Below are 13674 nucleotides of genomic sequence, written 5' to 3'. Positions count from 1 at the left end.
TGACGAATTATTTCTTTGGGTCGATAATGGTACACATCAAACAAAATCTGAATTTTTCAGTAAAAAAACAGCTTAATTATAAAATTATTATTATCAAAAATTATAGAAAATAAAATTATCACTATATTTCAATTAATTAAAAGACATATTTATTGAACAGATTTAATCTATCAATAATTCATCTGTTTTTAACTGATAAAAAACACATTAAAAACATCAAAAAGCCATTCATTCCACAAAATTGATGCAATTAATAGTCCATAGAAAAAAATACTTCTAGTCTGAATCAACACCAGATGATTAATACACATAATAACTAGAGGAATGGTCATGGATTACTTAAATAGACAGTCAATGGCTAATAAGCAATACCCAGAGAGAATTTTGCAATTCGGAGAAGGTAATTTTTTACGTGCTTTTATCGACTGGATGGTTGACCAACTGAATGAAAAGACAGATTTCAATAGTGGCATTACGCTTGTCAGGCCAATTGACTCATCCCATCCCTCAATTAATCAACAAAATGGGCTTTATACTGCCGTCACCAGGGGAATTAATGAACAAAAACAAAGCGTTTCTAATATAAGGATTATTAATTCGGTTAACCGTGAAATACTTATCTATTCAGAATATGATAAATTTTTAAAGTGTGCAGAAAATCCCGAATTACAATGGATTTTCTCTAACACTACGGAAGCAGGGATCGTATATAAGCACGACGTACGCTTAGAAGATACACCAGCAAGTAGTTTCCCTGCGAAACTTACTCAATTTTTATTTCACCGCTTTCAACATTTTAATGGCGATAGTAGCAAAGGGTTGTTCATCATCCCCTGTGAGTTAATTGACTATAATGGCGATAAGTTACAAGAGTTTGTAAATCAACATGCACAAGACTGGCAACTTCCCACAGATTTTATTGCTTGGCTAAATAGCAGTAATATGTTTTGTTCTACGCTAGTCGATAGAATCGTTACTGGCTACCCGAAAAATGAAATTGAAAAACTGGAAAAAGAATTAGGTTATAAAGACGATTTTCTCGTCACTGCTGAATATTTCTATTTATTTGTTATTCAAGGGCCAAAAATACTAGAACAGAAGCTAAAGTTAAATGAATTGCCATTAAATATCAAAGTAGTAGATGACATAAAACCCTATAAAGAACGTAAAGTTGCAATCTTAAATGGTGCACACACTGCGATGGTTCCCGTTGCTTATTTAGCAGGGGTTCGAACTGTTCGTGATGTCACTACCAACCCAATCTTTTTATCTTTCATCAAAGATTTAATTGATAATGAGGTTATTCCTGTTTTATCTCAAAGCCCTTCGGAGCTCATGGCTTTTGCCTCCGCAGTAATTGACCGTTTTAATAACCCATATATAGAGCATGAGTTACTTTCAATTTCTCTAAACTCGCTAACTAAATTTAAAACTCGTTTATTACCTCAATTAATCTCTTATGTTAAGCAATACAATAAAATTCCTTATTGCATTTCATTTTCACTTGCTGCGCTTATTGTTTTCTATCGAGGAAAACAGGGTGAACAACTCATTCCTTTAAATGATGATGATTATTTACTTGAACGCTTTAAAGCTTGGAATGAGCTCTATGACTCAAATGTAAAACAACTGACTGAAAATGTGCTAGCAATGTCTGATTTATGGGGATTAAACCTCAACGAAATACCACAATTACAGGATGATGTGAGCCAAAAAATCACAGATATTCTGAATTGTGGCACAGAAGCAATGCTACGCAAAAAATACATTGGTTAGAAAAAGAAACTAAATACTTAAAACAATAAATCCCCTACAGGAGATACCTTTATGAAACTGAGCACATTAAACGGAAAGACATTTCTTAGCTTAACACTCAGCACAATGCTATTAATGGGCAGCATGACAGGTGCCGCATTCGCCGATGCTAAATATAAGCTAAAAGTCGCTTATGAAAATAACCCCGGAGAGCCTTTTGACTTAGCTATCCACGAATGGGCAAAGAAATTCAATGAAAAAACTAATGGTGAAGGTGAGTTAATTCCTTACCCAAGCTCACAATTAGGTTCTAAAAAAGATGTCATCGAACAAATGAAGTTAGGTAGTCCATTAATTACCTTAGCAGATGGTGCCTTCTTTTCTGATTATGTACCTGATTACGGTATTATGTTTGGGCCGTACTTAGGGCTATCTTATAAAGATATTTTTAAATTAAATGCCTCACCTTGGTATGGTTCCTTAGAACAACAGTTAGATAAAAAAGGCCTTCATGTAGTTTCTAAAGATTGGTTATATGGTTCACGCCATATCTTAGCCAATAAAATGATCCAAACCCCAGATGACCTAAAAGGTTTAAAAATTCGCGTCCCCAACAATAAAATTCAAATTAAAGGTTTAGAGGCAATGGGTGCCACACCAACACCATTACCTTTAGCTGAAGTTTATACTGCACTTAATCTTAAAATTATTGATGGTGCAGAAAACCCAATTCCAGTGCTATATGGGCAAAAACACCATGAAGCTGCCAAATTCTTAATTCTAACGGGCCATGTAGAAAACGTAACCAACTTAGTCATGGGCAGCAAAACCTACGCTAAATTACCTGAAAATATTCAGCAGGCTTTAGTTGAATCAGGAAATGAAGCTGGGCAATTCTTAACAGATTTAGTCTTACAGCAAGAGAAAGAGATCATTGAGAAAATGAAAAGTGAAGGTGTTACTGTTGTTGAAGTAGACAGAGCGCTCTTCAAAGAAAAATCTAAGCCTTTCTATAATGAATTCCCTGAGTGGTCTGCGAATTTATATCAACAAACTCAAGATATTATTAATAATTAACCCTATAACTTGGCGGTTAACACCGCCAATATTTTTACAATACAAATGGTTGACTATTATTCTCGCAAGGATCTTTTATGTTTAAATTTCTGGGGAAATTAAGTGATATAGTGGCATCGCTTGCCGTTGCCGCTATCGTCATTATTACCATTCTTGCTGTATTCATGCGTTGGCTTCTTAATGACCCTTTAATGTGGAGTGAGGAAGTTTTAATTATTTGCTACATATGGTTGGTTATGATTGGAGCAGCATCCGCTGCGGGTAAAAGAATGCATGTCAGTATTGATGCTATTACCTCTTTATTTCCTGAAAAAGTACAATTAGGTATCGCGGTCATTACCCACATTATGGCCATTATTGCTTTATCAATTTTTGGGTATCTTGGATATGAACTCTCGATTATTGCAGAAGATAAAATAACACCAATTATTGGTGTTTCTTATTACTATATCGACCTTTCTGTTCCCATTGGCGCATCCATCATGGTGTTATTTTCTATCCAACATTTACTGGAAGACATGAGTAAATTAATAAAAGGAGATAAACCATGTCAGTAATTATCGCCTGTATTGTATTAATATTCTGCTTTTTAATTAATGTTCCCATTTTTTTAAGTGTGCTAATTGCATTACTCACTTATTTCTTTTCTGCTGGTGATATATCTCCTCTTATTGCAGTTCAGCGCATTATTGGTGCAGGAGAAAATGTCACGTTACTTGCTATTCCTTTTTTCATTCTGTTAGGTAACCTTTTGAATTACACGGGTATCACTAGCCGAATGTTAAAATTTACTGGCACACTGTCTGGGCACTACCCAGGGGGACTTGCCCAATCTAACGTATTATTAAGTACAATGATGGGTGGGCTCTCTGCATCTAACCTTGCTGACTGTGCCATGTTATCTAAAATGTTAGTACCCGAAATGACCAAATTAGGTTATGGGAAAAGCTTCTCTGCCGCTGTCACTGCTGCAGGATCATTAATAACACCTATAATTCCACCGGGTATTGCATTAATCATCTATGGATTTGTTGCCGATGTCTCTATTGGTAAGATGTTTATGGCTGCAATCATTCCTGGTTTAATGTGCTGCGTTGCTTTAATGGTTACAATTTATCTTATTGCCAAAAAACGTGGATACAAACCTGCTAGAGACAAAGCGCCTACATTTGCTGAAGTTTACCAAACAGGTAAAGGAGCAATGTCAGCTTTCCTCTTAGTCCTCGTTATTATTGGCGGAATTCGCTTTGGTATTTTTACACCGACAGAAGCTGGTGCTATTGCTGTACTTTACGTTATTGTAATTGGTACCTTCTTTTATCGTGAAATGAAGTTAAAAGACATTGCGGCCTCATTTTTAGAAACAGCTCGTTCAACAGCAAGCATAATGCTCATTATTATGACTTGTTCTGCGTTAGCATGGGTATTGACGAACGAGCAAGTGGCACAAGATGTTGCCAAAATGATGACAAGTTTCTCTGATAATCCATATGTCTTCTTAATGATTGTCAATGCGGTGCTTTTAATTCTAGGTATGTTTATTGAAGGTAATGCAGCAATTATTGTCCTTGTTCCATTATTAATGCCTACAGTAAAACTTTTAGGAATTGACCCTATCCATTTTGGCATTGTCATGATCCTTAATTTAGCTATCGGATGTTTAACACCCCCTATGGGAACGGTAATGTTTGTTGCCACATCGATTACTGGTGTACGTATTTCAGACTTTATTCGTGAGGTCATGCCACTATTCTTTGCATTAATTATCGTATTACTCTTAGTCACTTTTATGCCTGTATTTACGACTTTCCTACCTAGCTTATAAGATAAAATTATATCTCAATGGCAAGTCATTAACTATGACTTGCCATTTTATTATCAATTAATTTCTTATAAATTAAATTTTATTTAATTTCACAAATTAATATTACTTTTTTTTATTGTTAAGTTAATTGATCTTTATCCTTGTCACAATAACATGCACAACAAGAAATAATCAAAAAGATAAACTACCAACCATCAAAAATTACACTTATTACGAGTCAACATAAAGTAATTAGAAAAACAATATCACATTAAATTCATATATATAAAAAAGACATTAATCTCATTAAATATTTTTTTGATTTTTAATTTGAAAAAAATATATTTTATATCTAGCATAAAATAACACAGCTAATTTACATTCAGCTGTTAATCAAAGTTTTATCACTTTATTTTACTTTGACCTTATGGGGTTAATTATGTCTAGATATATACTACCTCTGTCTTTGCTTTCGTTATCTGTTATATCAAGTTCAGCATTTGCAATAACTAACAGTGCTGGAGGAATTATTTCAATTTCTGGAGCAATAAGCGATACAACTTGTACTATTAATGGCGGAAATAGTGCCGATATGACTGTTGTTCTTGACCCAATAACCGTAACAGATGCAGGGACCACTGCCGCGACGGTTATTTCTAAAAATCAAAAACAATTTTCTTTAACTTTCTCTGATTGTGCACCTGCGAGCACTCCTGTAAGTAATCTGAAATTACACTTTTATTCGTCAAGTAATATTTCCCCTTCCGGTTTGTATTTAGTGAATACTTCCGTCAATGAAAATGATGCTTCCGTTGCTAAAAATGTTGGATTTAGTTTATCTAAAACCAGCACTCCAACAACCGCAATTCCACTCAATGTGGCCTTTGATACTAACCTTACAGGGGCTGACACTGGTGGCGCGACAGGCGCTACACTCAATTTAATAGCCAGTTATTATAAAACTAATGCAACTGCTGCCAAAGTCGGTCTTTTGCAATCAAATGTAATATATACAGTTTCCTATTTATAATTATGACTTAGCCAGGCTTTTATTAGCCTGGCTTTAAATGGATACTATTATGAAAACTCTAGTTTTATTACTCACTATTTTATTTTCGAGCTCAACATTATCTAATGTTATTATTACAGGCACTCGAATTATATATCCTGCTGACGCTGATAGTATTACCGTACAATTAACCAATAATAGTAAAACATCGTCTCTTGTTCAGTCATGGATTGATAACGGTGATGAAAATTCCACACCTGAGAATTCTGAAGCGCCTTTTTATTTGTCCCCTCCTATTGTTAAAATTGAAGGTTTACAAGGTCAGCAATTAAAAATAAAAAAAATACCCGGAAAACTTTCTGACAATGTTGAAAGTGTATTTTTCTTAAATGTTTTAGATATTCCTAAAACTCCAGAATCTGCTAAAGGCAAAAATGCAATTCAGCTAGCCACACGCTCAAGAATTAAAATTTTTTATCGTCCTATTGGTCTAACCGAATCCTCCGATGAAGTCATTAATCATGCGAACTACCAGATTAAAAATAATAACATATTAGTTAAAAATAACTCGCAATACCATTTAACTATTGCAGCTATCACACCATCGGACGATAAAAATAATTCATTAATTGATTCTGCGATGATTGCCCCTATGTCTGAAAAAGAATTACCTATTAAAGGAACAATGAAAAGCCACGATCTTATTCTAATGTATGTGGATGACTATGGTGTTTTCAAATCTAAAAACATTAAACTTTAATAGAAGAAATCATCGTGAAAAAAGAAAACTATCTCTACCTCCTAATCTTAATAGGACTACAAAGTTATCTAAAGAACTCAATAGCGGACGAGTTTGAGACGTCCCTATTGGTAGGCAAATCTGCACAAGGAGATATTTCACGATTCTATACCGACAATAAAATTCCATCAGGTAAACAATTAGCCGATCTTTATGTAAATAATAATTGGAAAGGCCAATTTGAAATTGATATCAATAATGATGGTAAACTGATTAGCCTTGCTGCTGATGATGTGCAGAAATTAAACCTGAATTTATCTTCTGAGGTGATTGAACAAACCAAACAACAGCCATTTATTCCTATTGATGATTTAGCGGCCAATATAAAATATAAATTCAATATCAACGACCTACGACTCGATATTACCGTTCCTCAAGTCGCTCTGAAACAACTCGAAGCTAACTATGTTGACCCCAGTCTCTGGAATTATGGCGAACCTGCAATTATTTTTTCTTATAATACAAATTATTATAGTTACAAAGAGAAAAAAAACTCTAAAACCAGCAGTGACAATTTTTTTGCTACCTTAAATTCAGGCGTTAATTTAGGCGCTTGGCAATTTAGAGATGAATCCAGCTATCGACATAGCTCTCATAGTAGCCAAAAATGGAAAAACAATACCCGTTATATTTATCGTCCTCTTAGTACAATCAAATCCGGGTTGAAATTAGGTGATTTTTATACACCCGCAGCCCTATTTAATAGTATTCGAGTTCGAGGGATTGCATTGGCAACAGAAGCTAGTATGTTGCCAAATTCAAGTCAAAATTTTGTACCTATTATACGCGGTGTCGCTCAAACAAATGCCTTAGTCAGCGTGTACCAAAATAATAATCTGGTTTATCAAGAAAGCGTTCCCCCTGGTGAGTTTGCATTTAATGACCTTCAGCCTAGTGCTGGTGGAGGTGACTTATTCGTCGTTGTCCAAGAAGCTGATGGAAGGCAAGAAACCTTTACTGTGCCCTATTCTGCTGTACCTGACATGCTCAAACAGGGCGTTTATAATTACAGCCTTATTGCTGGGCAAACTAAAATCGACAATACCCATTATCAACCCAAATTTACTCAAGGTGAGTTTCACTATGGATTAAATAATTTAGTGACACTTTATGCAGGAATGCTATTTAGCGAAAAATACTATTCTGGCGTTATAGGGAGTGGTTGGAATTTTAGTTTTGGGGCCATTTCAGCTGATATTACGCAAGCAAATACTAAATTAGATTCAGGCGATCATAGTGGTCAAAGCTATCGCTTGACTTATAACAAATATATTAACGCAACGTCGACCAATTTAACCTTGGCGTCATATCGTTATTCGACTAGTGGCTACTATAGTTTTATTGATGCCATTTATTCCCAAGACAATTATCGCGCTTGGAAAGTTTATCAAGACCAGCTATCAGAAAAACTCGGCAATAATATTCCACCTGAACTTTCACTCACTAATTATGACGCCTTACGCGGTTCACGTGCTAAAAACACATTTACGTTGAATTTAAACCAACAATTAGCTGATGGTTATGGTTCGGTATTCATATCGGGTACACACCGTGATTATTGGAATGCAAACGGTAATAGCCGTGAATATCAAGCCGGTTATGCAAACAATTATAACGATATTTCCTATAGTGTGTCTGTTTCACGTGTTCGCAATTACGACAGCGAAGAAGAAACTCGTATTTATGCCAACTTTAGTGTTCCTTTTTCTTTATTTGAAAAACGCGCCAATATTAGTATGGGAAGCTATTTCACCGACTCTCGTTATCAACAAACTACGCTGAGTGTCAGTGGTATTGCAGGTAAAAATGACCAAGTCAATTATACGCTAACTGCAACGAACCAAAGCGGTGGTAATAACTTAGTTGGTGGGAACGTCAGCTATCAGCTTCCCTCTAGCACGCTTTCAGGATCTTACACAGAGGCCAATAATTACCGCCAAACGGGTTTAGGTGCCAAAGGAACTCTGGTTGCTATTCCTGGACATATTGTTTTTTCAGGGGAAACAGGACAGACCTACACCATCATTGATGCTCCAATGGCCAGTGACATGATGGTCAATGCCGATAAAACCACTTTAACTAATCAACAAGGTGTTGTTTTAGTCGCTAACTCCACACCCTATAGAACCAATACCTATACCTTGACAGATACAGAGAAAACCGCAGGCGCCGAGGTGCTCGGTAATATGGCAAATGTAAGTCCATATCAAGGGGCGGTAAATTACATCAAACTCGAAACCGATACTCGACAAACTTATATCATCCGTGGCGCTCTTGCTAATGGAGATAGCTTACCTTTTGGAACAGAAATCACAGATGCTAAACAACAGAGTATTGGTTATGTCGGCCAATCTGGCGTGATGTATATCAAAAGTGAGCAATTACCGATGGCATTGCACATAAAGCTTAAAGGGAAACAGACATGTGTTATTGAGCCGCTACTCAACACGATGGATAAGAACAAAAACCTCTGTCGATAAAGGAAAATATGATGAAAAAAATCACTTTAGCACTGATGTTTTCCAGTATATTGGCTTATAGCCAGTATTCCTCAGCACATTGTAGACAAACATCTACAGTGACGGCTCCCGCTCTTGCTTTTGATTTATCGACAGAACTTACCAGTACATCGACTCAAGTTAGTAAAAATAGCAGAACCATCTACCCTGGAACTTTTACCTGTACTGCAAGAGGATTGCTTTTTCCTAACTCTATCGGTATTGCATCCCCCTTCCAAGGCAGAACAGCCACTATTGGTTTTAATGGTGGAAAGCAGTTTGTCTCAATTACAGTCACTGCATTAGAAAAAGATAGAGTTGTCGGCCTTACGGAAGGTATACATCAAGGTAGTGAGCTCGATACAAATTTTACCGTTCAATTTAATTTGCTCACAGCCAAACCCGGAACCAACTATGTCGAAGTATCAGGAAGTACCGCTACAGTTACCCCTATTGTACTCGCCTCTGATGCATCCAGCTTGGGAATTCTACAGTGGTTATTAGATATTGTAGTCAAATTAGTCACTTTTCTGTTAACGCTACAATGGCCAACCAGTGCCGATGACATCTACTTACAACCAATGACCTTAACTTATAATCCCATTCTCACTACCTGTAATTTTGTTAACCAAGGTTTAGTCGTTGCGCTACCCCCAGTAAGTATCAATGCGGTGAAAACTGTAACCAGAGCAGGCTACACGCCATTCACGCTTAACTTTACCTGCCAAGACTTTTTAGCAGGTGGTAATGCTTCTCGTGATGTATCTATTTTTTTATCCAGTAGTAATTTACTCTCAAATGATAAAACAACCTTGAATAATACCATTAGCCAAGGTGCTAAAGGCGTTGGTTTCCGATTAGTTAGCGCAAGCAATCTCAATACACCATTAGTACTTTCGGATAGCGTAGCAGCTAAAAATGGCGCGACAAATATTTTTACTGTCCTTAAAGGAAATCCGATTTCCCCTTCTTTTTCAGTAAACTTAGGTGCTTATTACCATGCATACAACCCAAGTAGTGTCACTCAAGGACAAGTCTCAAGTACTGCAACCGTGGTGATGTCATACAATTAGAAAGGAAAATATTATGGACGGAATAATTAAAATCACAGGGTTCGCTACGTTACTATTTTTTAGCGTCCAAGCATGTGCGAGCCTTGTTTTACAAGGAACACGAATTATTTTTCCTAGCGATAAAAAGGCCGTCGGGATTCAACTGACTAATTACAGTGAACAAGCCACATTGACTCAAAGTTGGGTGGATGAAGGTAACCTCGATTCAACACCAGAAACGACGAACGCGCCATTTATTGTGACCCCCCCCCCGTTACTAAAATCGCGGCAAATGACGGGGCTCAATTACAAATACGCTTTATTGGCGACAAACTCCCTACGAATAAAGAGTCTGTATTTTATTTAAATGTATTAGACATTGCGCCAAAGCCAAAACAAATAAATAGTGCAAATATGCTGCAGTTCGCCATTCAAACACGGATTAAAGTTTTTTATCGACCAATTGCGCTTATAAATAAACCAGATGATTTAATCAATAACATTAAATTCCATTTAGCTAAAGATGGCATTATCGTCAACAACCCAACCCCTTATTTTTTAAGTATTGCCAATATCTATCTAGCTAATAATGAAAGCCGTTCTATTACAAAAAGTTCGATGATTGCGCCATTTTCATCACAAATCTTCCCTTCAACCACCACCATTAATCACGGAGAAAATATAACAATGATTTATATTGACGATACAGGGAAACAAATTCAGTACCAAACCAAGCTATAAAAATAGGTTTAACCCCTTTTATAGCTTGATTGATAAATACTAGGATTGAGCTACAACTTTAGGGCGGATAAACACGGCAGGAATAGCAAGAAGCGCCATTAAATAGAAAACTACACCATGATGAGCAGGCACTCGCTCATAAATATACCCCACAATAATAGTCAGGACGGCTAACCCACCACCGGTTGCGAGGGCAGAGTAAACACCTTGTAATGGGATAATTTCATTTTCTTTTCTTGCGCTGATAAAGCGCATTGCCGCTAGATGACAAATCGTAAAAGTCCCACTGTGAAGAATTTGCACTACAATTAACACAGGTAATGCAGTAAACGCTCCCATCAAGCCCCAACGAATAATTCCACAGAAAGCAGATAACAACAGTAAATTTCGAGCGCTCCAACGCCTAAATAAACGGTGGCTTAACATAAATACAATGACTTCAGCAACCACACCGAGCGACCATAAATTACCGATCACTAAATCTGAATAGCCGGCTTCTTTCCAAAATAGGGAAGCAAAACCATAATAAGCCGCATGAGCCCCTTGCAGTAACGTAACACAGATAAGAAACCTAACGACGTTTTTATCCGCAATCAATTGTTTAAACGTAACCTTATTACCACCATCCGCTTTCGCTGCCCCCATTGGCATAATTGCTGGTTTCAGCATTGCGCCTAGTAATAATGCTAAACAGCTTACTATCAAGGCCACCATGATGGCTTTATTTCCCCAAACACCGGCTAAATACCCCATCAGTGAGGAACCTATAATAAAAGCTATCGAACCCCAAACGCGAATTTTGCCGTAGTCAAAGGTAAATTGTTTTTGCCATGTCCCCGCCAGTGAATCACCCAGTGGAACCATTGGTGCAAAAAATAAGTTAAACCCAATCATTACAAACAACAGCCATGCCCAGTGAGAACCCAGAGCAAAACCGACAGAAAAAATAAGTGAAAGTCCTGCGAGTAAGCGTAGAGCAGTAATAAGTTTCGAGGGCTCTTTAACTAAAGGAGTAATAAACATCGCACCAAGGAAACGGGCTGCTAGCCCTACCCCTAACAAAACACCAATCATTTCTGCATCAATTCCCTCACCTTGTAACCAAACTGACCAAAATGGCAAGAAAATACTGTAGGCAAAAAAGTAGGTAAAATAATCAATAGCTAGCCAACGCGTTGATGGAATGACCATCACTCCTCCGTTTTTTCAATGCAAAAAACCCGCTCATACATACATGTAGAAGCGGGTTTCAGTAATTAATAATACGTTATGTTATGCGTAAACTGGGTATTTTTTGCAAATTGCTAATACTTTTTGCTTCACGCTCTCAATGGTCGCTTCGTCATTGAGGTTGTCTAGAATATCACACATCCAGCTAGCTAGCTCACCCGCTTCTGCTTCTTTGAAGCCACGACGCGTAATCGCAGGAGAACCAATACGTACACCAGACGTTACAAATGGGCTCTTAGGGTCGTTCGGTACACTGTTTTTGTTAACAGTGATATTTGCACGGCCAAGTGCAGCATCTGCATCTTTACCTGTAATGTCTTTATCAACCAAATCAACTAAGAATAAGTGGTTTTCAGTTCCGCCAGATACCACTTTGTAGCCACGTTTTTGGAAAACATCGACCATTGCCTTCGCATTCTTAGCAACTTGCTGTTGATAAACTTTGAATTCAGGTTCCATCGCTTCTTTTAGAGCAACCGCTTTACCTGCAATAACATGCATTAAAGGGCCACCTTGAGATCCAGGGAATACCGCTGAGTTGATTTTTTTGTACAACTCTTCGTCACCACCTTTAGCTAAAATTAACCCACCACGTGGACCCGCTAAAGTTTTATGCGTTGTTGTTGTCACAACGTGTGCATGAGGAACTGGGTTTGGATAAACACCCGCAGCAATCAAACCTGCAACGTGAGCCATATCAACAAACAGGTAAGCGCCAATACCATCTGCGATTTCACGCATTTTTGCCCAATCAACGACACCTGAGTACGCAGAGAAACCACCGATAATCATTTTTGGTTTGTGTTTTTCCGCTTGCGCTTTGATATCGTCGTAGTCAATTTTACCGCTTTCATCAATACCGTAAGGCACGATGTTGTACAGTTTACCTGAGAAGTTAACCGGTGAACCGTGAGTTAAGTGGCCACCATGTGCTAGGTTCATTCCCAGAACGGTATCACCAGGCTGTAATAACGCCATGTAAACTGCAGCGTTAGCTTGTGAACCTGAGTGCGGCTGCACGTTCGCATAGTCAGCACCAAATAGTTCTTTCGCACGGTCAATCGCTAATTGCTCTACCACGTCAACATACTCACAACCGCCATAGTAGCGTTTGCCTGGGTATCCTTCTGCATATTTATTGGTTAGCTGAGAACCTTGAGCCTGCATGACTCGTGGACTGGTATAGTTTTCAGAAGCAATTAATTCAATGTGTTCTTCTTGACGTTGTACTTCTTGCTCCATTGCTTCCCATAATTTCGGATCGTAGTCAGCAATATTCATTTCACGCTTTAACATTCGCTTCTCCTGCCTCAGCAATTCAATAGGTTGAAAATCGATTCATCGGAATGACACACAGTGTAAACTCTTTTTCTCTCTTGAGATAGCCCTAAAGAAAAAATATACGCAAACGATTGCATTAATTTTTTTCACTTCATTTGCTTCTGAAGGCTTCATTATAAAATAGCTCAAATTTTAATTTTTAACGGACAAACATCCAGATTTGCTATTCCCTTCTCATTATGTGCCTAAATCCACCCTATTTTTCTGTTTTGAGTCTTTACATAAACACGTAAATATTATAAGTTGTATTTAAAATGCATCTTTATAAATCACCTTCATCGTTCGCAAAAAATAGGGATTAGCTAAGATGAAATAAATTTATCTAACTAATCTACAAAGGAATATTTTTAGATCGCAAAAATTTGCCT

12 protein-coding genes are annotated in these 13674 nt (G+C 37.3%); 10 read left to right on the top strand and 2 right to left on the bottom strand.

The window, feature by feature from the left end; all coding sequences use genetic code 11:
• Positions 1–330: 330 nt before the first annotated feature.
• The 10 genes from P3L44_RS07310 to P3L44_RS07265 all read left to right on the top strand — a co-directional run bounded on the left by P3L44_RS07310 (position 331) and on the right by P3L44_RS07265 (position 10735).
• Positions 331–1776, top strand: a complete 1446-nt coding sequence (locus tag P3L44_RS07310; RefSeq protein ID WP_272662235.1) for a tagaturonate reductase — start codon at positions 331–333, stop codon at positions 1774–1776.
• Between the two features lie 51 nt (positions 1777–1827).
• Complete coding sequence (locus P3L44_RS07305) at positions 1828–2832, top strand: C4-dicarboxylate TRAP transporter substrate-binding protein (protein WP_004264923.1); 1005 nt, start codon at positions 1828–1830, stop codon at positions 2830–2832.
• Between the two features lie 77 nt (positions 2833–2909).
• Positions 2910–3389 (top strand): TRAP transporter small permease, encoded by a 480-nt coding sequence (locus P3L44_RS07300; RefSeq protein WP_140172313.1) that lies wholly within the window; start codon positions 2910–2912, stop codon positions 3387–3389.
• Positions 3380–4657 carry a TRAP transporter large permease gene (locus P3L44_RS07295; RefSeq protein WP_004264925.1) on the top strand — a complete coding sequence of 426 codons (1278 nt, stop codon included), beginning with the start codon at positions 3380–3382 and terminating at the stop codon, positions 4655–4657. Before P3L44_RS07300 ends, P3L44_RS07295 begins: the two co-directional genes overlap by 10 nt.
• Positions 4658–5075: 418 nt before the next feature.
• Entirely contained in the window at positions 5076–5666 is a 591-nt protein-coding gene (locus tag P3L44_RS07290; RefSeq protein WP_096863445.1) for a fimbrial protein, read from the top strand.
• A 49-nt stretch (positions 5667–5715) separates the two neighbouring features.
• Positions 5716–6405 (top strand): molecular chaperone, encoded by a 690-nt coding sequence (locus P3L44_RS07285; protein WP_272662236.1) that lies wholly within the window; start codon positions 5716–5718, stop codon positions 6403–6405.
• A 14-nt stretch (positions 6406–6419) separates the two neighbouring features.
• The gene (locus P3L44_RS07280; protein ID WP_272662237.1) at positions 6420–8924 is read left to right on the top strand and encodes a fimbria/pilus outer membrane usher protein; all 2505 of its coding nucleotides are present in this window, start codon (positions 6420–6422) and stop codon (positions 8922–8924) included.
• A gap of 11 nt (positions 8925–8935) precedes the next feature.
• Positions 8936–10015, top strand: coding sequence for a fimbrial protein (locus P3L44_RS07275; protein ID WP_316928274.1), 1080 nt, complete (start codon positions 8936–8938; stop codon positions 10013–10015).
• A 13-nt stretch (positions 10016–10028) separates the two neighbouring features.
• The gene (locus tag P3L44_RS07270) at positions 10029–10361 is read left to right on the top strand and encodes a molecular chaperone (RefSeq protein ID WP_272662239.1); all 333 of its coding nucleotides are present in this window, start codon (positions 10029–10031) and stop codon (positions 10359–10361) included.
• Positions 10247–10735 (top strand): molecular chaperone, encoded by a 489-nt coding sequence (locus P3L44_RS07265; protein WP_410480055.1) that lies wholly within the window; start codon positions 10247–10249, stop codon positions 10733–10735. The genes P3L44_RS07270 and P3L44_RS07265 overlap by 115 nt, the downstream gene beginning before the upstream one ends.
• A gap of 39 nt (positions 10736–10774) precedes the next feature.
• Here P3L44_RS07265 and P3L44_RS07260 read toward each other — a convergent pair whose 3' ends face one another.
• Positions 10775–11926, bottom strand: a complete 1152-nt coding sequence (locus tag P3L44_RS07260) for a 3-phenylpropionate MFS transporter (RefSeq protein ID WP_004264932.1) — start codon at positions 11924–11926, stop codon at positions 10775–10777.
• Positions 11927–12007: 81 nt separating this feature from the next.
• Entirely contained in the window at positions 12008–13261 is a 1254-nt protein-coding gene (gene glyA, locus P3L44_RS07255) for a serine hydroxymethyltransferase (RefSeq protein WP_140172309.1), read from the bottom strand.
• Positions 13262–13674: the final 413 nt, after the last annotated feature.

Source organism: Providencia sp. PROV175, from assembly GCF_032707045.1.
Classification (GTDB): Bacteria; Pseudomonadota; Gammaproteobacteria; order Enterobacterales; family Enterobacteriaceae; genus Providencia; species Providencia hangzhouensis.
Note: the sequence above shows the minus strand (reverse complement) of the source record. Positions and strands in the feature narration are given on the sequence as shown.